General features: G+C 73.3%; 17 protein-coding genes and 1 pseudogene. 14 read left to right on the top strand and 4 right to left on the bottom strand.

Translation table 11 applies throughout. The annotated features are described in order from the left end of the window. The first annotated feature begins 25 nt into the window (after nt 1–25). Nucleotides 26–658 carry a hypothetical protein gene (locus G447_RS0109460; RefSeq protein ID WP_341532733.1) on the top strand — a complete coding sequence of 211 codons (633 nt, stop codon included), beginning with the start codon at nt 26–28 and terminating at the stop codon, nt 656–658. Here G447_RS0109460 and G447_RS0109465 read toward each other — a convergent pair whose 3' ends face one another. After that, nucleotides 659–868: a helix-turn-helix domain-containing protein gene (locus G447_RS0109465; protein WP_005872327.1), complete on the bottom strand. Its 210-nt coding sequence runs from the start codon at nt 866–868 to the stop codon at nt 659–661. Between the two features lie 142 nt (nt 869–1,010). On the opposite strand from G447_RS0109465, the gene G447_RS0109470 reads away from it, so the two are divergent. From G447_RS0109470 to G447_RS11525, 3 genes are read left to right on the top strand one after another with little or no spacing between them, the layout of a single operon-like run. Then, nucleotides 1,011–1,637 (top strand): hypothetical protein, encoded by a 627-nt coding sequence (locus tag G447_RS0109470; RefSeq protein WP_005872331.1) that lies wholly within the window; start codon nt 1,011–1,013, stop codon nt 1,635–1,637. Further along, entirely contained in the window at nt 1,634–2,821 is a 1,188-nt protein-coding gene (locus tag G447_RS11520) for a P-loop NTPase family protein (protein WP_051226310.1), read from the top strand. The genes G447_RS0109470 and G447_RS11520 overlap by 4 nt, the downstream gene beginning before the upstream one ends. Nucleotides 2,822–2,833: 12 nt before the next feature. Beyond that, complete coding sequence (locus tag G447_RS11525) at nt 2,834–3,343, top strand: DUF6912 family protein (protein WP_051226311.1); 510 nt, start codon at nt 2,834–2,836, stop codon at nt 3,341–3,343. Nucleotides 3,344–3,432: 89 nt separating this feature from the next. Here the strand turns inward: G447_RS11525 and G447_RS12785 are convergent, their stop codons facing one another. Continuing rightward, nucleotides 3,433–6,579 (bottom strand): AAA family ATPase, encoded by a 3,147-nt coding sequence (locus G447_RS12785; protein ID WP_026430869.1) that lies wholly within the window; start codon nt 6,577–6,579, stop codon nt 3,433–3,435. Further along, nucleotides 6,576–7,793: an exonuclease SbcCD subunit D gene (locus tag G447_RS0109490; RefSeq protein WP_026430870.1), complete on the bottom strand. Its 1,218-nt coding sequence runs from the start codon at nt 7,791–7,793 to the stop codon at nt 6,576–6,578. The genes G447_RS12785 and G447_RS0109490 overlap by 4 nt, the downstream gene beginning before the upstream one ends. A 201-nt stretch (nt 7,794–7,994) precedes the next feature. Between G447_RS0109490 and G447_RS0109500 the strand changes: the two genes are divergently transcribed. After that, a complete protein-coding gene (locus G447_RS0109500) occupies nt 7,995–8,726 on the top strand; it encodes a glutamine amidotransferase-related protein (protein WP_026430872.1) in 732 nt (243 codons plus the stop codon). Nucleotides 8,727–8,966: 240 nt separating this feature from the next. Here the strand turns inward: G447_RS0109500 and G447_RS0109505 are convergent, their stop codons facing one another. Next, nucleotides 8,967–11,063 (bottom strand): glucose PTS transporter subunit IIA, encoded by a 2,097-nt coding sequence (locus G447_RS0109505; RefSeq protein ID WP_026430873.1) that lies wholly within the window; start codon nt 11,061–11,063, stop codon nt 8,967–8,969. A 349-nt stretch (nt 11,064–11,412) separates the two neighbouring features. Between G447_RS0109505 and G447_RS0109510 the strand changes: the two genes are divergently transcribed. The 9 genes and pseudogenes from G447_RS0109510 (at nt 11,413) to G447_RS0109550 (ending at nt 22,323) form a co-directional block, all read left to right on the top strand. After that, on the top strand, nt 11,413–12,582 hold the full coding sequence (locus G447_RS0109510; RefSeq protein ID WP_243442355.1) for a glycosyltransferase family protein: 1,170 nt from the start codon (nt 11,413–11,415) through the stop codon (nt 12,580–12,582). Next, nucleotides 12,579–13,783: pseudogene (locus G447_RS11530) on the top strand (glycosyltransferase). Before G447_RS0109510 ends, G447_RS11530 begins: the two are co-directional and overlap by 4 nt. Then, on the top strand, nt 13,783–14,904 hold the full coding sequence (locus G447_RS0109520; protein ID WP_026430875.1) for a glycosyltransferase family 4 protein: 1,122 nt from the start codon (nt 13,783–13,785) through the stop codon (nt 14,902–14,904). Before G447_RS11530 ends, G447_RS0109520 begins: the two are co-directional and overlap by 1 nt. Then, nucleotides 14,897–16,702, top strand: a complete 1,806-nt coding sequence (locus G447_RS0109525; RefSeq protein WP_026430876.1) for an ABC transporter ATP-binding protein — start codon at nt 14,897–14,899, stop codon at nt 16,700–16,702. The genes G447_RS0109520 and G447_RS0109525 overlap by 8 nt, the downstream gene beginning before the upstream one ends. After that, nucleotides 16,699–17,829 carry a phosphotransferase gene (locus G447_RS0109530; protein WP_026430877.1) on the top strand — a complete coding sequence of 377 codons (1,131 nt, stop codon included), beginning with the start codon at nt 16,699–16,701 and terminating at the stop codon, nt 17,827–17,829. The genes G447_RS0109525 and G447_RS0109530 overlap by 4 nt, the downstream gene beginning before the upstream one ends. Then, nucleotides 17,820–18,797 carry a phosphotransferase gene (locus tag G447_RS0109535; protein ID WP_026430878.1) on the top strand — a complete coding sequence of 326 codons (978 nt, stop codon included), beginning with the start codon at nt 17,820–17,822 and terminating at the stop codon, nt 18,795–18,797. The genes G447_RS0109530 and G447_RS0109535 overlap by 10 nt, the downstream gene beginning before the upstream one ends. A gap of 30 nt (nt 18,798–18,827) precedes the next feature. Further along, nucleotides 18,828–20,147 carry a UDP-glucose dehydrogenase family protein gene (locus G447_RS0109540; protein ID WP_026430879.1) on the top strand — a complete coding sequence of 440 codons (1,320 nt, stop codon included), beginning with the start codon at nt 18,828–18,830 and terminating at the stop codon, nt 20,145–20,147. Between the two features lie 77 nt (nt 20,148–20,224). Continuing rightward, nucleotides 20,225–21,667, top strand: coding sequence for a sensor histidine kinase (locus tag G447_RS0109545; protein WP_026430880.1), 1,443 nt, complete (start codon nt 20,225–20,227; stop codon nt 21,665–21,667). After that, entirely contained in the window at nt 21,664–22,323 is a 660-nt protein-coding gene (locus G447_RS0109550; RefSeq protein WP_026430881.1) for a response regulator transcription factor, read from the top strand. The genes G447_RS0109545 and G447_RS0109550 overlap by 4 nt, the downstream gene beginning before the upstream one ends. The last annotated feature ends 20 nt before the right edge of the window (nt 22,324–22,343 follow it).

Here is a 22,343-nt window from a genome sequence, read left to right on the forward strand (position 1 = left end):
CTAGTATGACAACAATATGTAATCCATGTCAAGTGTTTTCAGTTCGTTGATTTTCGTCTCAATTTATGTTCTGGTTCTGCGCTCCGTCGTGTGGCACAGTGGGCGCATGGACATCGAACTCTTCCTCGCGGACCTCGAAGGGCGCTTCGCCGAGCAGTGCCGAAGGGGCATCGACCTCCTCGTCGAGGACCTCACTGACGCCGAGCGTGCGGGCGTGACACTGGCGGCGCGCCTCCTCGCCGTCGATGGCCCAGTGACCCTGGTCCTGCGCGGCGGGCGGCGCCTGGACGGGATCGTCCGCGACTGCACGCGCACATGGGCGCTGGTGCGCGGGGGCGGCGGCGACAGCCTCGTGCCCCTGGGGGCGGTCGTGGGGGCGTGGCCGCTGGGCCGGGTCGCCGCGGGCGAAGCAGGGGTGAAGCGGGGGGTTGGCATCGGGCACGTCCTGCGGGAGTTCGCCGCGCGCGGGATTCCTCTGGCGATCGACCATGACGCGGGCGCTCACCGGGGCCGCATCGTGGCGGTCTACGCCGATCATGTCGATGTCGAGGCGGGGGAGGGGCCGGTGGGCGACAGTCGCGACTGGGGCATCGGCGCGCGGGTGTCGCTCGCCCTGTCGGGCCTGCGCGAGCTCCGCGTCGCCGATGGGCAGTGGTGACTATTGGGTGTTGGCGTGCTGGCGCTGGCGGGTGAGGGCGTACTGCTGCTGGATGTAGTGCTCCAGCGCGGACTCCTCGACCCGCCAGACCTTCTTGCCGCCCACTTGGATGGCCGGGAGGTCCCCGGATGTGACGAGCGCGCGGGTGGCGGACATGGTGAGGTTTAGTGTTTCGGCCACGTCGGCGAGGGTGAGAAAGCGTGTATCCATAACCACACTATATCAGTTCGTCCGCTTCGCGGCGATTTGGTATGAGTCTATTGTTTTGTTGTAACAAAGAGGGGGTGTGTCGGTCGTGCCATAGATAGTCCGTAATCTTTTATTCCCGGGCATTTCGGTGCATCATGTGGGAGTGAAACAGGTCTCAGCATCAATGGAGATACCCGCACGGCGGCCCGCCTGGCGCGACCCGCGCCTGATCGTCGGCCTCGCCCTCATCGCCGTGTCGATCATCCTCACCACGTCCATCGTGTCCGCCGCGCGGGGCGGCGCCACCGTCTACCGCGCGACGCAGGCGATCCTGCCCGGGGACGTGCTCGGCCCCCACAACATCGCGCCCACGCGGCTCGACGTCGACACCTCCGTCTACGCCACCGCCGACGCGCTCGCACCAGGGGCGACGGTGAGCGAGGAAGTCGCAGTGGGCGAGATCCTGCGTGTTTCCGCCATAGCCGACACATCGGTGGAAACGGCGCGCAGACTCGTCATCACAGTCTCGGACTCGCTGCCCTCGTCGGTCCAGGCGGGCGACCAACTGGATCTGTGGCGCGTCCAGCAGGCCAGCGGCGGCCAGTCCGGCCAGGGCGCCGCCCACCTCGGCGTGCGCGCCACCCTGGTACGGGTCCTCGAGCAGACCACCTCCATCGCCGCCAAGGGCACGCGCATCGAGATCCTCGTCGACGAGGCCTCCGTCGGGACCGTCCTCGAAGCGACGGCCGGCAAGAACTCCCTCGCGGCGCTCCCAGTGGGGCAACGGTGAGCGCCCCGCACGGCGTTGTCATCCGCGCCCACCCCCGCCACGAGGGCGCCCTCGTGGAGGCGATACGCGCCAGCGACGAGGACCTCGAAGTCGTGAGGCGGTGCGCGGACATGGCGGAGGTGAGCGCGGCCGCCCGCTCCGGCGTCGCCGACCTCGCCGTCCTCGACGCCGCCGACCCCGACGTGGACCGCCCGCTGCTCGCCGAGCTCTCCCGAGCGGGCATGCGCGCCGTCCTCATCGCAGCCCCCGACGACGAGGCCCGCGCCCGCTCCCTCGGCGGGGCCGGAACCGCCCTGGCCGGCGATCCCGAACAGGCCGTGCGCGCACTGATCGCCGCGCTCGTGGACGCGCCTCCCGCGCCCGATCCGTGCGACGACCCGCCGACCCCTCCCGCACCCCCCACCGACTCCTCCCTCATCGCGGTGTGGGGGACCAGCGGGGCGCCCGGCCGCTCCAGCGTCGCAGTCTCCGTGGCCCACGCGCTCGCCAAGTCCGCGCCGACACTGCTCATCGACGCCGACACGGCGAATCCGTCGGTCGCCCACTTGCTGGGGCTCCCCGTGGACGTCTCGGGCCTGTCCGCCCTCAGCCGCCAAGCCGTCCGCGCCCCGATCGGCCCCTTGGACCTGCACCGCCTCGCCTCCCCCAGGTCCCCCGGGCTCGACGTCCTCACCGGCCTCACCAGCCCCCACCGCTGGCGCGAGGCCGCGCCCAGCTCGCTCGAGCGCATCCTGGAGGCCGCGCGCGGCGCCTACCGCTTCGTCGTCGTGGACGTGTCCGCCACAAGCCTCGACCCCCTCCCCTCCCTGCGGCGCCCGGGCGGCGGCCGCGACGACGCCGCCCTGGCGGTCCTGGCCGCCGCCGACAGGGTCCTCGTGGTCGCCCGAGGGGACACCGTGGGGATCAACCGGCTCGACCACCTCGCGAAATGGTGGGAGGACAGCGGTTTGGAGGCTCCCCTCGACCTCGTCGTCTCCAGGGTGTCCGCCTCGAGCGTCGGCGGGCGGCCCGCAGCGGTCCTCATGCCCGCCCTCTCCTCGATCCTGCCGGGCAGGCGCGTCCACCTGCTCCCCGAGGAGAGCGCCGTGCCCGAGGCCGCGCTGAGGGGAATGGCCCCCGCCGAGTACGCCCCCGACTGCGCCACGGCAGCCGTGGCGGACGCGCTCGCGGACGCCCTCATGTGACACACTGGTCGCATGCGCGTCTACTTGCCCGCCCTGCCCTCAGAACTCGCGGAGCCCACCCCGCCCGTCAGGGACGGATTCGCCGCGCTCCCAGCGGCGGGGGCCCCGGAGGACGACATCGAGGTCCTCGAGGACGACGCCCAGTCCGAGGCGGCCCTCGCCTCGTTGGTCCTGGCGCGCGAGTCCGCCTCCCCCCAGGCGCCCGCGCGCCTCGTCCTCGCCCTCGACGTCCCCGACTCCCACGCGGTCGCCGGGCAAGTGGAGGGGGCACCCGGCGTCCACCTGGTCCCAGGGGTGCGTGCCCAGTGGGGCGACGCTGCCGCGATCCTCGCCGACGGGGCCGGGGCCGCACCCGCTGTCCGCCGCGTCCTGGCGGCCACGACGCAGGAGGGCGCCGACCGCGCGCTCGCCGAGCTGTGGGACGAGGCCCTGGAGTGGTTCGACATCACCGAGCGCCCCGCTCTGGCCTCCGCCCTCTCCGCCCCGGCGCGGGCTGGAGCCGACGAGGGCGCCCCGGCGTAGGCGCGCCCGCAGCGCCCCTGGCCGACGACGGATGATCGGAGGCCCGCGCCGCCCCTCGCCGACGACGGATGATCGGCGGCCCGCACCGCCTACGCGCGCACCCGCAGTGCCGACCCTCCTGCCGCGAGGGGCCGGACCCGCACCTGGTCGGGGATCTGCGAGGCCATCTCCTCCACGTGCGAGACCACGCCCACGCACCGTCCGTCGTCGCGCAGCTGGTGCAACTGGTCCATGACCAGCGACAGGGTGTGGGCGTCGAGCGATCCGAACCCCTCGTCGATGAAGACCGTGCGCAACTCGACTCCCCCCGCCTCGGCAGTCACGACATCCGCCAGTCCCAGCGCCAGGGCGAGGGACGTGTAGAAGGTCTCGCCCCCCGACAGGGTCCGCGCCGACCGCTCCGTGTCCGTGTCGTGGTCGACGATCCGCAGCCCCAGGCCGGACTTGCGCGACTGCGTGCCGTCGTCGGGCACCGCCACCAGCTCGTAGCGCCCCGAGGAGATCGCCGCGAGCCGCGGGTTCGTGGCCCGCAGGACCTCCTCAAGGCGCGAGACCAGCACCCACGCGCTCAGCGGCGTTGCCGCCAGGTTCTCCGGGGAGGAGGCCGCCGCGATGTCCGCGAGCCTGCGCACGGGCCCCGCCTCCTGCCTGGCGGCGCGGAGCTCGTCGACGCACGAGGCCAGTGACTCCACCGCCGAGCCCAGCTCCCGAGCGCACTGCTCGAGCGAGCCCACCCTCTGGTGGGCGGCCATCCGGACCCGCTCCGACGCCCGGGCGCGCTCCTGCGCCCCCTCGGCATCGGGCGCCTCCAGGTCCCCGGCGCGCTCCATCTCCTGCGAGGCCAGGGCCTGGCGCACGGCGAACAACTGCTGGTCGTGCCCGCGGATCCGCGCCTCGTAGGAGTCCAACAGGTCCTCGTCCACGAGCGCCCCCTTCCACGAGCCCCCATCTGCGGGTAGCCCGGAACGGCCCAATTGCGCGATGAGCTCGGCGCGGGCCGCCTCCTCCTGCCCGCAGGCCCCGCTCCACGTGGAGGCCGCCTCCAGCAGCGACGAGAAGGAGGACGCCAGCGCCTCGCTCTCCTCGATGCTCTCCGCGATCGTGCGTCCCCGGGGCGCCTGCTCGGCCACCTGGCCGCGGGCGCGCTCGAGGGCGGCGCGCTCCTCGCCCAGAGCCGCCCGGGTGCGCGCCAGTGACGCCGCAGCGTCCGCGCGGCGCCCCTGCAGCTCCCCGAGGCGCGCCCTCTCCTGACCGATGGCCTCCTCGACGCCGGGGATCCTCCCGGCGGCCTCCTCCAAGGCGCGCAGTCTGGAGGCGGCGGCGCCGCGCAGATCCTCGATGGCCCCCGTGTGGTCGCCGGCAATGGCGTTGAGCCTGCTGATCTCGCGGACCGCGTCCGAGTGCGCGGACTTCGCGTCGGCGAGCTCCCCGTCGGCGCGCTGGCGCGCCTCGTCGAGGCCGCGCACCTGCTCCCTGGTGATCCCGTCCTCCGACAGTGGCGCCGGACTGGGGTGCGACTCCGAGCCGCACACGGGGCAGGGACTGCCGTCGGCGAGCCCGGCCGCGAGCGTGCCCGCCGTGGCCGACAGCCACAGGTCGTGGGCGTCCCGCGCGGCGGCGTCCGCGACCTTCGCCCCGCGCACCGCCTCACGCAGCGCCTCCGACAACCCGGTGAGGGAGGCGCGCAGCACGTCGGCGCGCTGCGACGCCTCCAAACGCTTGTCGAGGCGTTCCAGCTCCGCGCGCGCCGCTGGGATGGAGGCCGCGTCCGCGCGCATCGCCTCGAGCCCCGCCTGCGCCCTCTCGATCTGGGAGGGCAGGACCCTGGCGGCCTCCTCGCAGGCGCGCAGGCGCTCGGCCGCCGACGCTTCGTCGGCCTCAAGGGCGGCCACCCGCTGGACCCGCCCGGGCAGGGCCGCCTCCACGGCGGCGAGCCCCTCCAGGGCGGCTGCCCGCTGGGAAGCGGCCCGCGCCTTCTCGCGCCAGAGCGGGAACGACTCGGACGCCTCGGCGCTGCTCGCCGGGGGCTCGCCGTCGCAGCCAGCCTCCCGCCACCGCTGGGCGACCAGGAGGCGCGCGGCCCCGCGTGCCCGCTCCGCGCGCTCGTGGGCGTCGGCGTAGGCGAGGACGCGCTGGGCGGCGCGGCCCGAGCGGCACCGCGCCCGCAACTCGTCGATGCCCGGTTGCGCGTCCTCCAGATCAGCCAACTGCTCGGTCAGGCGGCGGTGCCGTTCGACGGCGGCGAGGTCGTCGAGGGCGCGCCGCAGCTCCTCCTGTTGCTCCGAGTCCCGCGCGTCGGCCTCCGCTGCGGTCATCCGCGCCCGCTCCAGCGCTTCCTCCACGAGGCGGTGGCGCCCGCGGGCCCACTCCAACGCGGGGGAGGGGTCCTCCGCGCATGGATCCGGATCCGTGCTGGTGGATCCGGGCGCGGCGGCGGGGCTGGAATCGGTGTTCTTCGCGGCTCCGTTCTTGGCATTGGCCTCCCGGTCGGTTTCCCCGGGCGCGCCCGCGCCCCGGTCCCCGCCGCCCTCCGCCGCGTCCAGGGCGCCCTCGGGGACGGCGACCCCCGCGACCCTCGCCATTGCCCCACTGGCGGTGCGTTCGCGCTCGGCCAGTGCCGACCGCGAGGAGGCGGCCGCCTCCGCCAGGCGCTCCTGGAAGGCGACGTAGACCCGCGTGTCGAAGATGTCGCGCAGGATCCTCTCGCGCTCGTCCGACGTCGCCGTCAGGAACCGCGCGAACTTGCCCTGCGGCAGGACGATCGTCTGGAGGAACTGCTCCTTGTCGAGCCCCACGATCCGCGTGATCTCCGGCCCCACTTTCGAGGGCCCCGAGGCGATGTCCTCCACGGTGCGCACCCCCGCCTCCGCGGAGGGGTCCTCCACGACGCGCACCAGTGTCGCCTTGGAGTTGCGCTGCGTCTTGCGCCCGGCCGGCGTGTACGCGGGAGTGCGCGTGACGCGGTAGAGGCCGGAGCGGACCTCGAAGACCAGGTCCACCTCGCTGCGCTGGCCGTCCTCCAACCGGTTCGAGCGCAAACGGTCCTTCGACGCGTCCTTCTGCCTGGCCACGTCCCCGTACAGGGCGAAGGTGAGCGCGTCGATGATCGTGGACTTCCCCGAGCCCGTGGGCCCCTCCAGCAGGAACAGCCCCGACTCGTCGAAAGCAGTGAAATCGATGACCTGCCTCCGGGTGAAGGGGCCGATCCCCACCATCTCCAGTCTGCGGATCCTCATGACCGCTCCTCCCCGCGCATCCGCTCCCACACCGAGCGGGCGACGCCGCGCTCCTTCTCGTCCAACGCCCTGCCGCCCACGGCCTCGAAGAACTCCTCGCAGACCTCGCGCGGGCTGCGCGAGGCCACTGCCCCGCGCCCGGGCCGGTGGGAGGCCTCTGCCGGGGAACGGTGCTGGACCACCAGCGCGTGGGGGTACGCCTCGCGGATCCGGGGCACCATCTGCGCGGGCCTGGCGGCATCGGTCACCGTCACCGAGCAGTACGACCGCTGCGCCCCGGGGTCGGGGTCCGACAGGAGGGCGTCCATGGTGCCCTCCAGGACGCGCACCTCCCGGAGGACGGGGACCGGCGCCTCCTCCACCGAGAGCACCGAAGTGGGGCCCGTGGACACCAGCGTCACGGACTTGGCCGCGCCCGCCTCGGAGAACGAGTAAGCGATGGGGGAGCCGCTGTAACGGATCGGCACTGACGCCCCCGCCACATCCTGCGGGCGGTGGAGGTGCCCCGCCGCCACGTAGTCGAGGCCGTGCCCCTCGAACCCTCCGTCCAAGCCCAGGGAGTCGAAGAGAGAAGTGCTCACCGAGGCCACGCCCCCCACCTCGATGTCCCTCTCCGAGTCCGAGGGGAGGGCGCCCGTGATGAAGGCGTGCGCCATGCACAGCGCCGGGCGGTCGTCGCCGTCCGCGCGCCTGCGCCTCAGATCGGCGCCAACCCTGCGCAGGGCGGCGGCCACGACCGCCTCGTGGCTGCGCGGAAGGGGAGGAGGCCCCTGGTCCTCCCCGCCCGGCAGGTCCGACAGCTGCTGTCGCACCAGATCCGGCTCCAAGTAGGGGATCGCGTAGACCAGGGCACCGCGGTCCGCCCCGCCCAACTCGACCGCCGTCCCAACGGACAGGGGATCGGTGACCACCGTCAGACGGGCGTCCAACAGGCCCGCGAAGGCGCCCAGGCGCACGGGGCCGTCGTGGTTGCCCGACGTGAGCACCACGGGCGCCCGCGCGCACAACGCGACGAGCGCGCGGCGCAGGCGCCGCACCGAATCGACGGGGGGCACCGCGCGGTCGTACACGTCGCCCGACACGACGACAGCGTCCACGCCGCGCTCCTCCACGAGGCCGATCAACCAGTCGAGGAAGGCGTCGGCGCTGTCGGACAGGTCCTCCCCGTGCAGGGTGCGCCCCAGGTGCCAGTCGGAGGTGTGCAGGATCAGCATGGAACCAGTGTCCCAGACGCCGTGCGCGTCTGCGTCCGCGCGGCCGGCGGGGCGGCGCCGGACCCTGGCCCCGATGCTGCGGCAGGGCGGCGCGTGCGGGGACGGGGCGGAGGAGCAGGCCTCCCGGCGCGCGGCCGCGTTACCGCGGCTTGCGAATTGGACGCCCCGGGCCGCGGGCGCCGGCCCCGATAGCATGGGCGCATGACCAAGCCGTTCCTCATGCTGACCTCCCGCGACGACGGGCCGGTCCTGGCCTCCGAAGTGGCCGAACTCCCCCGGATCGCCGGCCTCGGCGACGACGAGCGCGTCCACCTTCGCATGGAGGCCGGCCACCTGCCGGACCTCGACCTGGCCGACTACTCGGGGATCATCGTCTGCGGCTCCCCCTGGGACGCCAACGCCGACGACCACGACAAGGACGCCCGGCAGATCGCCGCGGAGCAATGGCTGTCCCGCCTCTACACGCGGGTCCTGGGGGAGTCCTTCCCCCTGCTGGGGCTGTGCTACGGATTGGGCACCCTCACCCTGCACCTCGGGGGCGCGGTCGACACCCACCACGGGGAGGAGATCAGCGGCATCGTCCTGACCAAGACCGACGCGGGGCGCGCCGACCCCCTGCTGGAGGGCACACCGGACCGCTTCCACGCCTACGTCGGGCACCACGAGGCGGTCCGCGAGCTCGCCCCCGGGATGAGCGTGCTACTGGCCGGGGACGACACCCCCATCCAGATGGTGCGCGTCGGCGAGGCGGCCTGGGCCACCCAGTTCCACCCCGAGCTCGACCTCGCCGGGGTCCTGGTCCGGGTCGAGCAGTACGGAGGGCGCTACTACCCGCCCGAGGCGGCCGAGGCGATCACCGAGCAGGTCTCCGGCGTCGACGTGTCCCCCTCGCACCGGGTGCTCACGAACTTCGTCGAGGCATTCCGCCGCTAGGACGTGGGCTGTCGGCACCGTGAGGGGGCCGGGCGCATCCGTCCTGTGCTCCCCGCTCAGTGCCCTTCGTCCCTTCTTGTCGCGCACAAGGGAGGGGATTAGGCAATACGGCACCGCACTGGGCGGCTTGATTCCGCCCTTGCGCAGTGCGTGTTTCGTGAACCAGGGCCCTTGTGCGCCTGCCCCGGGTGCGCGCTGGGGGCGCCCCGAAGGGCGCCCCCAGGGCCTTTGGAAGGAGGATCAGGACTGCGCCTGCTCCTTCGCGGTGGCCGTGATGATGGTGTCGCCGAAAGCGACCGGGCCCGCCTCGGCGGGCGTGATCGCGGCGAACTTCTTCTTGTTGGTGACGACCACGGGGGTGATCGTGTCGTATCCGGCCGCGCGGATCGCATCCCAATCGACCTCGGCCAGCACGTCGCCGCGGCGCACCACGTCGCCCTTGGCGACCTTGGGGGTGAAGCCCTTGCCGTCGAGCTTGACGGTGTCCATACCGATGTGGATGAGCACCTGGACGCCGGAGGCCGACTTGATGCCGTAGGCGTGGCCCGTCGGGAAGGCGACCGTCACCTTCCCGTCGCAGGGCGCCACGACGACGCCGCTGGAGGGCTCGATGGCGATGCCGGGGCCCAGCGCGCCGCCGGCGAATGCCTCGTCCTTGACTTCGCTCAGGGGCACCTTGGTGCCCTCGATGGGCGAGGTGAGGGTGAGATCGGCCTTGGCCTCGTCGCTGAACTCGACTGCGGGCGCGGCGGCAGCGGGCGCGGCGCTCGCCGGAGCCGCAGCAGCGGGGGCAGTCCCGGCGGCGGGAGCAGTGGCTGTGGCCACGGGGGCGGGGGCGTCTCCGCCGGCCCGGCGCGCCTTGGTCTCGGCGCGCTGCTCCTTGGTGCGGTAGTCGAAGGTCACGACCATGAAGAAGGCGGTGGCGAAGGCCGCGGCGACGGCGATGGCGTACAGGGCGGTGGGTTGGAAGAGCGGGATCGTGAGTAGCGATGTGAACACGAAGGTGTCGATCTTGAGACCACCGCCGATGCCGACGATGAGTCCGCCGACCACGCAGCCCGTGAGCATGAGCGGGTAGACGCGCTTGAAGCGCAGGTGGATGCCGTAGAGGGAGGGCTCGGAGATGCCGCCGAAGAGGCCCGCGGCTAGGGCGCCCGAAGCGGTCTGGCGCATCTCGGCGTCCTTGTCGCGGATCGACAGGAACAGGACGCCGGCGGTGGCGCCGAAGCACGCGAAGTTCCACGTGCCCATGGGCCCCTGGATGAAGTCCGAGCCCTGGGCGGCGATGTTCGCTATCTGGAGGACGTTCAGCGGCCAGTGCAGGCCCAGCGGGACCAGGAACGGGTAGAGCAGCGGGATGAAGACCGCGAAGACGACGGGGGCGTTGGTGTTGAGCCACGCCAGGCCCGAGCCCATGCCGTTGCCCAGCCAGATGCTCAGCGGGCCGATCAGGAAGGCCGTCAGCGGGATCATCACCACGAAGCAGATGAAGGGGACGAAGACCATCTGGACGTTGGCGGGGATGACTTTCTTCAAACCCTTGTACAGCAGCGCCAGGATCGGCACCATGAGCAGCGACACGAAGACCTGGCCGCCGTAGTCGCTCAGCTGCAGGTGGATGCCCAGGATATTGGCCACGCACTGCTTCCGGTCAGTGCCGAAGATCTCGGTGCACGTCGTGGTGGGGAAGGAAGTGGTGTTCATCAGCCCCGTGAAGTTCGGGGTGAGCAGCGCCAGGATGATGGTGGTGCCCACCCACGGGTCCACGTTGAGCTTCTGCGAGGCGTTGTAGGCCACCATCGCCGGCAGGAAGTAGAAGACCGCGCGCCACATGGAGTTGGTGAAGCCCAGCCAGGAGGGGATCACCTCGGCGTGGGTGTCGACGACCTTGAACGCTTCCAGCACGGCCAGGGCCGCCAGGATCAGCGAGGCGCCCAGCAGGACGGGCAGCAGCGGGCGGAAGGAGTCGGACAGGTACTCGAAGAACGCGTCGATGAGGGCGTTCTTGCCGCGTGCCTTCGCGCGCACGGCCGCCTTGACGTCCGCGTTGGACTGACCGCCCGACGGGGCCGAGCCCCCGCCCGCCATCTGCGGCAGGTTCATGATGTCGTTGTACACGCCCTGGACGGCGCCGCCGATGATGATCTGGTAGCGGTCCCCGGACTGGGGGACGGCTCCCATGACCCCGTCGATGGCCTCGACCGCGTCCTTGTCGATGACCGAGGCGTCGTTGAGTTCGAAGCGCAGGCGCGTCGCGCAGTGGGTGAGATGGGTGATGTTCCCGGCCCCGCCGACGGCCTCGAGGATGGCCTCGGCCGTGCTGGTCGTTGTCGCCACTGTGATCCTTCCGGTAGAGCGTCCCTCGACGCTGAATGGGATACCACATGAGTATCACAGGGCCCGGCGCGCAGGGGAAGTGCCCGCGCCCCACATCACATTCGGACGCGGGGTGAGGGGAAGTGCGCCGCCCGACTGGACGCGGCCGCAGGGCGGCGCCGCGCGCCTCCCCGCCCTGCCTGCCACCCCGGGGGATCCGTTCCGCCGCCCCCGTCCCGGGGCGCGCCCGCTTCCCCGCGCAAGGGCCTGGCCCGGCTCATTAGAGGTTTCTCATCGGCCTCTCATCCCCCTCTTCGCTTGACAACCCACATTGGAGGCAAGTGGAACACAACAGGGAGGAGGCGGCGCGTTGGAAACACCACTGTCCGTGCTGCTGTACAGCCACGACTCGCAAGGCCTGGGGCACGTGAGGAGGAACCTGGCGCTCGCGCACCACATCGCCGCGAGCGCGGGCGCGGGAGGGCTGCGCGGACTCGTCGTCTCCGGGCTGGCCCCCTCGCCCCTGTTCACGCTGCCACACGGATTCGACTGGCTCGCTCTGCCGGGGGTCGAGAAACGGGACGGCGTCTACGCGCCCCGCAGGCTCCCCGGGCCCCTGTCCGAGACCGTCGCGCTGCGCTCGGCCATCCTGGGGGCCGCGCTCGAAGGATTCGCCCCCGACCTGGTCATCGTCGACCGCCACCCGCTGGGGATCCGGCGCGAGCTCGAGGCCCCGCTGCGGGCGCTGCGCCGCTCCCACCCGGGCGCGCGCATCGTCCTGGGACTGCGCGATGTCCTCGACGACCCCGCCGTCGCGGCCCGCGAGTGGGAGGGGCTGGGCGGCGCCGACGCCCTGGCGCCCCTGATCGACCAGGTCTGGGTCTACGGCGACCCGAGAGTCCACGACGCCACCAGCAGCGGGGAGATCCCGCCGGCCCTGGCCCCGCGCGCCCTCTTCACCGGCTACCTGGCCGCGGGGCGCGCCGACGTGGACCCCCACCCCGGGCGGCTCGCCCGCCCCTACGTGCTCACCACGGCCGGTGGTGGCTCCGACGGAGGGCCCCTCGTCGAAGCGACGGCCAGCGCGCGGGTGCCCGGCGGGCACGACCACGTCGTCGTGGCCGGACCCCAGCTCGCCGAGGAGCGCTTCGCACGCGCCCAGGCCCTCGCCGGCCCCTCCACCACCGTAGTGCGCTCCTGCCCGGGCCTGGCCCACAGGATCCGCGAGGCCGCCGCCGTGGTGGCCATGGGCGGCTACAACACCGTGTGCGAGATCCTCGCCACCTCCACCCCTGCCCTCATCGTCCCCCGCGAGAAGCCTCGGCTCGAACAGGCCATCCGAGCCCGCGCCCTGTCCCGCGCCCGCGCCATCGACACCGTCCGCCAAGGGGCCGCCACCCCCGGCCTGCTCTCCCGCTGGCTCGCCGGTGCCGTCCGCTCCCGGACCGACCGGTCCCACGTCGAGCTCGGCGGCCTGGCCGCCGCAGCCCGGGCCGCCACCCGCCTGCTCACCCGCACCCCCGAAGGAGAACCCGCATGACACGCATCGGCTACGTCCTCAAGGTCTACCCCCGCTTCTCCGAGACCTTCGTCGTCACCGAGATCCTCGCCCGCGAAGACCTCGGCCAGGACCTGCGGATCTACGCGCTGCGCCCCACGACCGACACGCGCTTCCACCCCGAGATCGCCCGCGTCGGAGCCCCCGTCAGCTGGGTGCCCCGCCCCCGCAAGGCCGCCGACCTGTGGGACGCCCTCACCTCGTCCCTCGTCGACGAGGACGTGCGCCGGCGCTTCACGGGCCTCATACCCCGCATCGCAGGCCTCGCCGCCGACGACGTCGCCCAGGGCCTCGCCCTCGCGCGGGCCGCCCGCGAGGACGGCATCACCCACCTGCACGCCCACTTCGCCTCCCTGGCCGGGCGGGCCGCCTGGATCGCCTCGTCCTTGACGGGCATCCCCTACACGGTCACCACCCACGCCAAGGACATCCACCACGAGTCCGTCGACATGGACCTGCTGCGCGAGGTGTGCGCGGGCGCCGCCCAGGTGATCGCGATCTCCCGCTACAACCAGGACTACCTGAACCGGGTGCTCGAGGGCACGGGGGCGCGCGTCGTCCTGCAGCGCAACGCCTGGAGCTGGCGCGCTTCGCCTACCGAGACCCCGAGCCCCCCTCTGGGCCGCTGCGCGTCCTCGCAGTCGGGCGCCTCGTCGAGAAGAAGGGGTTCGCCCACCTCATCGACGCCCTCGCCCTGGCCCGCCGCGCCGGCGTCGACTTCGAGGCCGGGATCATCGGCGAAGGAGAGCTCGCGGGCGGCCTCGCCCGAAGAATCGAGGCCAACGGGCTGTCGGACTCGTGCCGCCTGCTCGGGGCGCGCACCCAGGACGAGGTCCGCTCCCACTTGGAGGCCGCCGACGTGTTCGTCGCACCCTGCGTGCCCGGAGCGGACGGCAACATCGACGGGCTGCCCACTGTGATCCTCGAGTCCATGGCCGTGGGCACCCCCGTGATCGCCACCTCCGTCAGCGGCATCCTCGAGGCGGTCGTCAACGGGCGCACCGGCGTCCTCGTGCCCCCGGCCTCGGCGAGCGCCCTCGCGCAGGCCATGGGGGGCATCGCCTCCGGGCGCACCCCCGCCCGCGACCTCGCCAGAGGCGCCCGCGCCCTCATCGAGGAGTCCTACGACTCACGGCGCCAGGCCGCCCGCCTGGCGGGCCTCGAAACCGAGGAGGAGAACTGATGCGGATCGCATACGTGTGCGCCGACCCCGGCATCCCCGTCCACGGCGCCAAAGGGGCCTCCGTCCACATCCAGGACGTCGCGCGCGAACTCGTGCGGCGCGGCCACGACGTCGAGATCCACGCCGTGCGCCTGGGCGAGCACCCGCCCGCCGACCTGGCGGGCGCGCCCACGTGGACCCACCCGCTCCCCGCCCACTGCCCCGACCGTGAGAAAGCGCAAACCCAGTCGGCGGGCGCCATCGCCGAGCACCTGGAGTCCGACGCCCCCGACCTCGTGTGGGAGCGCTACTCCCTGTTCTCCACCGTGCTCGCCCGACTGGCGCGCACCAGGGGAGTCAGGGGCGTCCTCGAAGTCAACGCGCCCCTCATCGCCGAACAGCGGGAGCACCGCCGGCTCGACGACGAGGACGGCGCCCTGGCGAACCTGAGGGAGCAGGCGGGCGCGGCCAGCGCCACCATCTGCGTCTCCGACCCCGTGCGCGCCTGGGTCGAGGCCCTCACCGGCACCGAGGGCGCCCACACGGTGCCCAACGGAGTCGACACCACCCGCATCACGCCCGTTGGCGAGGAAGACGGGCGCGTGGTCGTCACCTTCGTCGGCACGCTCAAACCCTGGCACGGCGTCGAGCACCTCATCGAGGCCCGCCGCCTGGCACAAGCGCCCTGGGCCCTGCGCGTCATCGGCGACGGCCCCCAGCGCCCCCGCCTGGAGGAGGCCGCCCGGCTCGCCGGCGTCGACGTGGACTTCCGGGGCGCAGTCGCCCCCCACGACATGCCCGCCCACCTGGAGGGCACGGCCATCGCCGTCGCCCCCTACCCCATGCCCCGGCGGGAGGCCGACCACTACTTCTCGCCCCTGAAGGTCTACGAGTACATGGCGGCAGGACTGCCCGTCGTCGCCAGCTCGCTGGGGCAGATCCCCTCGGCGCTCGCGGGCTGCGGCGTCCTGGTGCCGCCCTCCGACCCCTCCGCCCTGGCCCGGGCGGTCGACGCCCTCGCCCAGGACCCGGCCCGGCGCGCCGACCTGGGGGAGCGGGCCCGCCGCGCCGCCGTCGAACGCCACTCGTGGAGCGGGGCAGTGGCCCGGGTGCTCGAACTGGCGGGGGGCAGCGATGCCTAAGAGACCCAAGGGAGGGCGCATCGGTGCCCTGTCGCGCACTCTGCGCCTGGTCGGCCCCGACGTGCGTCCCCACAAGGGCCTGATCGCGGGCGGCGTGACCGCCCTGCTCATGGACGTCGTCTTCCGCGTCATGGAGCCCTGGCCCATGAAGATCGTCGTGGACTCCGTGTTCGAGGCCGCGCTGCCCGGAACCGGGGACGCGTGGTCGGCGGCCCCCATGATCGTCGCCTGCGCGCTACTGCTCGTCGTCGTCGTGGGCCTGCGCGCCGCCAGCAACTACCTGGCGACCGTGTGCTTCGCGCTCGTCGGATCCCGGGTGGCGCAGTCGCTTCGCGCCCGCGTGTTCCGCCACGTGCAGGGCCTGTCCCAGCAATTCCACGCGCGCAACCGCAGCGCCGACACCGTCCAGCGCATAGTCGGGGACGTCAACCGGCTCCAGGAGGTCGCCATCACGGCGGGACTGCCGCTGCTGGCCAACACGGCGACCCTGGCGGTCATGCTCGTCGTCATGGTCGTCCTGGACGCGCTGCTGGCCATGGTGGTCGTCGTGGCCGTCGCCCTCTTCCTGCTGATCTCGCGCGGCTCCTCCCAGCGCATCACCGTGGCCTCGCGGAGCACGCGCAAGGGCGAGGGGCAACTGGCGAACACCGCGCAGGAGTCCCTCGCCTCGATGCCCGTCGTCCAGGCGTACTGCCTGGAGGACTACATAGCGGGGCGCTTCGGCGGCGCCAACGGCAGGGCCGTGCGCCAGGGCGTCAAGTCCCTGCGCCTGGCAGCCCGGCTGGAGCGCTCCACCGACGTCCTGGTGGGCCTCGCCTCGGCGATCGTCCTGGTCGGCGGCGGGATGAGGGTCCTCGCCGGAGCGATGGGCGTGGGCGACCTGGTCCTGTTCGCCTCCTACCTGCGCACCGCCATGAAGCCGCTGCGCGACATGGCCAAGTACACGGGCCGCATCTCGCGGGCCGGGGCGTCGGGCGAGCGCGTCGCCGACCTCATGGAGGTCCCCCAGGACATCGTCACCGCCCCGGGGGCCCTCAGCCCCGCCTGGATCGGCGGGTCCTTGGAGTTCGACCGCGTCGTCACCGAGTACGACGGCGTGGAGGTCCTCCGCTCCCTGTCGCTGTCGGTCGCCCAGGGGGAGAGGATCGCGATCATCGGCCCCTCCGGGTCCGGCAAATCCACCCTGGTCTCCTTGGCGGTGCGCGCCCAGGATCCGGTGCGCGGGCGCGTCCTGATGGGCGGCTACCCGCTGACGGCCCTGTCGCTGGCGGCGCTGCGCTCCAACGTCACACTCCTCCACCAGGACGCCGTGCTCTTCGCCACCTCGATCCGCGAGAACATCGCCCTGGGCCGCGAGGGCGCCTCCGACGAGGAGGTCGTCGCAGCGGCCAGGGCCGCCAACGCCCACGACTTCATCATGGAGACGCCCGACGGCTACGACACGGAGGTGGGGGAGCGGGGAGGCACCCTGTCGGGCGGCCAGCGCCAGAGAGTCGCCATCGCCAGGGTGCTGCTGCGCGACACCCCCATCATCATCCTCGACGAGGCGACCACCGGCTTGGACCCCGCCTCTGCCGGCCTCGTCCTAGACGCCATCGACGGCCTCGTCAGAGGGCGCACCGCCCTGGCCGTCACCCACGACCCCCAGGTGGCGCTGCGGTCCACACGGGTCGTGTGGATCGAGGAGGGGCGCGTCCTGCTGGACGGGCCGCCCTCGCGGCTGCTCGCCGAGTCGCGCCTGTTCCGGGCGTGGGTGGCCGGCTCCGCCGTCGGCGCCGGCGGGAAGGGGGCGCCATGAGCCCGTCCCTGGCCCTGGCGGTCTCGACGCTGCTGGACCCCGAGCGCCTCTCCGGCGCCGTGGGGGAGGCGCGCAGCGCCACCCGTGTGCGTATCAAGCCGGGGGCGTCCGTCAGCGCCTCCCTGGCCGATCCCTCCGGCGCCCCCGCCGGGTGGGCGCGCGTCCTGTGGCCCGCCGCGCTGAAGAAGGCCGACAAGGCCGCCGCCAGGGCGGCCGGCCTCGGCCTGCCCACGTGGATCCGCCCCCTCTCACAGGACCTGCGGATCCAATGGGGCGGCGTCGCCTCCGACCCGGCGCTGATGCCCCACATCGACCGCGCCCGCGCCTCGGGCGCCATTGACCCCGCCACCTGGCGGATCCTGCGGCACAACCCCCTGCGCCGCCTCGTCGTCCGCAGCGCGGGGACGGTCGTGCGCATCCGCGCCCGGGCCGACCGGCGGGCCGCCGCGCTCAGCCGCTTCCTCGAAGCCACCATCCCCGTCCCCGCCCGCCTCGACGACGGCTCCGACCCCCACGTGTGCGTCCTCGCGGACGCGGGCGGCTCCGACCTGTCCTCCCCCCGGGGAACGACCGAGCGGGTGCGGGAGTGGACCGAGCGGGCCGGCCGCCTCTTCGCCCGCCTCCACGCCGCCAGGCCCCCCGCCCCCCTGGTCGCCGCACTCGCCTCGCCCGCCCCCGCGACCCGCGCGGCCCTGGAAGTCCACGCCCGGATCATCGGGGCCCTCGACGACGGACTCGGGCGCCGCATCGCTGACCTCGCCCGCGCCGTCCCCGAGCCCGCGCCCGCCCCCGCCGTGCCCATCCACGCCGACGCGTCGCCCGACCAGGTGCTCATCGACGAGGCGGGGGCCGTGCTCCTGACCGACTTCGACCGCGCCCGCATGGGGGCCGCTGCCCTCGACGTCGCCTCCTACGCGGCCAGCGCGGGCCCCGCAATGGCCCCCTCCTTCCTGCGCGGCTACGAGCAGGCGGGGGGACGGATCCCCGGCGGCGCGCACATGGCGGCGGCCGTCGTGCACGCGCGCGCCCTGTCGCTGGCCGACCCCCTGCGCGAGGCGCGTCCCGACTGGGCCGCGCGCGTCGCCGCAACTCTGGATCTCATGGAGGAGGGGGCCCCATGGCACTGATCGACCGAGTCTTCGCCATCGAGGGCCTCAAGCGCGCCTGGCCCTGTGACGGCGCCATCGCCGTGGAGGTCGTGGACCGCTACGGCAGGCTGCGCGCGGGCCGGTTCGCCGACTCGGGCCTGGTCCTGTCCCCATACGCCTGCGACCCCGTGCTGGGGCGCATTCCCGTGGGCGACGGGACCCTGGTGGTCCACCGCCACGGGCGCCGCGCCGTCGTCGTCGGCGCGGACTGGGTGGCCAAGCACGTGCGAAAGGGGGGCGAGCGCATCGCCCGCAACACCCTGGTCGCCGGGCGCGTCTACTGCTCCTGGGGACTCGAAGTCGCCTCAGTCACGTCTTGGGCTCCCACTTCCGTGTCCTTCACGCGCCTGGCCGGCCGCTCCCTGGCCGACCTCGGCGACGCCGCCCTGCCCGGGTGGCGCCTCCTCGCCGACACCTGGCGGGCTGTGGAGGACCACGTGCTCGCGCCGTACTCGGGCGCCCACGAGGCGAGGAACCTGGCCCGCTGGGAGGAGCGCGCCCGGGCCTTCGCCACCGTCGACGACCCCCGCCTCTCCGAGGCCGTCCTGGATGCCTCCCGCCGCCTCGTCGAACCCGCCGGGGCGCCGCTGGTCGTCTCCCACGCCGACCTCCACGACGGCCAACTGCTGTGGGACGGGCGCTCCCTGGGGGTCATCGACCTCGACGGCGCCCGCATGGCAGAGGCCGCCCTGGACCTGACGAACCTGTGGGCGCACGCCGAACTCGCCCGTGTGCGCGGCACGCTGAGCGCCCACAGCCTCGACTCCGTCATCGGATGGCTCGACGACGCCTCCGCCCGCATGCCGACCTCGGCGCCGCGCCTGGACGCCTACCTGACGGCCGCGCGCCTGCGCCTCCTCTTCGTCCACTCCTTCCGGCCCGGCTCGCGCGCCTGGCTGGAGGGCTGGAGGGACCACGCCCTGTCCAACCCCACGAGCACCCCCTAGCAAACCCCCCGCACAGGAAAGAGCACTCCCATGAGAATGACAGTCATCGGATGCGGATACCTCGGCGCCGTCCACGCCGCCTGCATGGCGGCCCTGGGGCACGACGTCGTCGGCATCGACATCGATCACGACAAGGTCCACTCCCTCGCCTCGGGCCGCTCGCCCTTCCACGAGCCGGGCCTGGACGAGATACTCGCCCAGACCACCGCCGCCGGGAGGCTCCGCTTCACGGCCGAGCCCACCGCCGCCGACCTGCGCGGACGCGGCCTCCACTTCATCACCGTCGGCACGCCCCAAGCGGCAGGGGAGGGCTCGGCCGACCTCAGCCACCTCATGCGCGCCGTCTCCATGCTCGTCCGGCTCCTCGACCCCGCCGAGGGCGCCGTCGTCGTCGGCAAGTCCACGGTCCCGGTGGGCACCGCGCAGCGCGTCGAGGAGGCCCTGGCGCCCGCCGGGGCCCACCTCGCGTGGAACCCCGAGTTCCTCCGCGAGGGCTTCGCGGTCGCCGATACGCTGCGCCCCTCGCGCCTCGTCTACGGCCTCTCGGACGACCCCGGGGCCGCCAGACGGGGCCGCGATGCGCTCGACGAGGCGTACCGCTCCCTGCTGGACGCGGGCACCCCCGTCATCGCCTCGGGCTTCGCCACCGCCGAGCTGGTCAAGGCCGCTGCCAACTCCTTCTTGGCCACCAAGATCAGCTTCATCAACGCGATGGCGGAGATCTGCGAAGCCACGGGCGCCGATGTCACCATGCTCGCCCAGGCGCTCGGCCACGACGAGCGCATCGGGCGGCGCGCCCTGGGGGCGGGCATCGGCTTCGGCGGCGGGTGCCTGCCCAAGGACATCCGCGCTTTCGTGGCCCGCGCCGAGGAACTCGGCCAGGGCGAGGCCGTCGCCTTCCTCAAGGAGGTCGACGCCATCAACCTGCGGGGCCGCAGCCGGGCCGTGGCCGCGGCCGAGGCAGCGCTGGGCGGTAGCGTCGAGGGCGCGACCATCGCAGTCCTGGGCGCCTCCTTCAAGCCCGACACCGACGACGTGCGCGACTCGCCCGCCCTGGACGTGGCCTTGCGCCTCCACGAGCGCGGCGCCCGCGTCCGCGTCACCGACCCCATCGCCCTGTCCAACGCCGCCGCCGACAAGCCCCACCTCACCATGGTCGAGGACCTGCACACCGCGCTCGCCGGCGCGGACCTGGTGGTCCTGGCGACCGAGTGGCGCCAGTTCGTGGACTTGGACCCGGCCGAGATCGGGCCCCTGGTGCGCACCCGGACCATCGTCGATGGGCGCAACGCCCTGGACCGCGAGGCGTGGAGCGCCGCGGGGTGGAAGCACGTGGGGATCGGGCGGTGAGGGCCGCCCGGCGGGGCCCTCCCCCAGGTGAGCCCCGCCGGGGTGCGCGCCGGGGCGGCAGGCCCCACAATGAGGCCATGAGCGCCCAGTCCGCACAGCCCGGGGTGTCCGTCAGCATCCGCACCAGGATCATCGTCGCGATGGTCCTGGTCGCGGGGGCGGCGCTCACAGTCTCCGGCGTCCTCGTGTCCGTCCTGCAACAGCGCGCCCTCGACTCGCGGGCCGTGGACAACCTCCAGCGCTCCAAGGCCGCCCTCGAGCACCTCATCGCCGCCGGGACCGACCCCGACACGGGCGGTCCCCTGACCGACCCCTCCGAGATCGTCCGCCTCCACCTGTCCCGCGCCTTCTGGGGGGCCAGCACCGGGGAGGTCGGCTTCGTCGACGGCGCACTGTACTGGCTGCCCTCCCAGGAGCCGCGCCTGCGCCCCGAGGACGACGCGGAGCTCATGGCCCACGTGGCGCCCCTGACGACGGGCGCCGACACGGTCTTCGAGACGCACACGACCGCGACGACCACCTACCGACTCGTCGTCGTGCCCGTCACGGGCCCCACCTCCACGGCGGCGCTGGTCCACGCCATCGACATGCGCCGCTACTCCGCGTCCTTCCGCTCCACGATGCTGCTCTACGCCGTCTCCGCCGGCGGCACCGTCGCCCTGGTGGCGCCCCTGGCGTGGTTCGCCGTCACGCGGCTGCTGCGGCCCATCGGGGAGCTGCGCCGGGCCACTGACTCCATCGGCGAGGCAGACCTGGCGACCCGGGTCCCCGTGCGCGGCAGCGACGACCTGTCGGCGCTGGCCGGGGCCGTCAACAGGATGCTCGACCGCGTTGAGAGGGCCGTCGTCGCCAGGCGCGAGCTCCTCGACGACGTGAGCCACGAACTGCGCACTCCCATCACGGTCGTGCGCGGCCACATGGAGCTCCTCGACCCCGCCGACCACGCCGACGTGGTCGACACTCGCGCACTGGTCATCGACGAGCTCGACCGGATGGGCGCCCTGGTCGGGGATCTGCTGGAGCTGGCACGCGCCTCGGACGCGGTGGACCCCGCCCCCGTGGACCTGGCCGCCCTGACCGACCGGGTCCTGGAGAAGGCGCGGGCCCTCGGCGGGAGGGACTGGGCGTTCGACGGGGCCGCGCGCGCGACCTGTTGGGCCGACGCCGCCCGTATCACCCAGGCGTGGCTGCAGCTCGCCCAGAACGCCGTCCAGTACTCGAAGGAGGGGGCGGTCGTGGGGATCGGCTCCAGTTCCGACTCCGAATGGGCGCGCATGTGGGTGCGCGACCGGGGCGCGGGGATCGCGCCCCAGGACATCGACCGGGTCCGTCGGCGCTTCGTGCGCGGCGCGGGCAGCGAACGCGTGTCCGGCTCCGGACTGGGGCTCAGCATCGTCGAGTCCATCGTCCGCGCCCACGGCGGGCGCCTCGACATCGAATCGACCCCGGGGGAGGGCTCGACCTTCACCCTGGTGGTCCCCCTGCGCCCCGGCGGCGCCGACCCGGGAGGGAAACCATGACCACTATTCTCATCGTCGAGGACGAGCGCAGGATCGCTTCCTTCGTCGCCAAGGGCCTGCGGGCGGCGGGATTCGTCCCCGAGGTGTACTCCACGGGGGCCGAGGCGGTCGAGGCCGCCCTGCAGGGCCGTGGAGCCCTCATGCTGCTGGACGTGGGGCTGCCCGACATCGACGGCTTCGAGGTGCTCGAGCGGATCCGGGGCCAGGGCTCGGGCATGCCCGTCATCATGCTCACGGCGCGCACCTCAGTGGCGGACCGGGTCGCAGGCCTGGAGGGCGGGGCCGACGACTACGTCCCCAAGCCCTTCTCCTTCGAGGAACTGCTGGCCCGCGTGCGCCTGCGTCTGCGGGAGGAGGCGCCCGCGGCGGGGGGACTCACCCTCACCAGGGGTCCGCTCGTCCTCGACCTCAAGAGCCGCCGTGCCCGCGTGGGGGAGCGGTGGGTGGACCTGTCGGCCCGGGAGTTCACGCTCCTGGAGACTTTCATGCGCAACCCCGGGCAGGTCCTCAGCCGCGAGCAGCTGCTCTCGGCGGTGTGGGGGATCGACTTCGACGGCGGGTCCAACGTGGTCGACGTCTACCTGTCCTACCTGCGTCAGAAGATCGGCAAGGACCGCTTCGAGACCGTGCGCGGCATGGGGTACCGCCTCGTGTGAGGGGCGGGCCCGCCGGGGCG

The organism is Schaalia georgiae DSM 6843, from assembly GCF_000429245.1.
Taxonomy (GTDB): domain Bacteria; phylum Actinomycetota; class Actinomycetes; order Actinomycetales; family Actinomycetaceae; genus Pauljensenia; species Pauljensenia georgiae.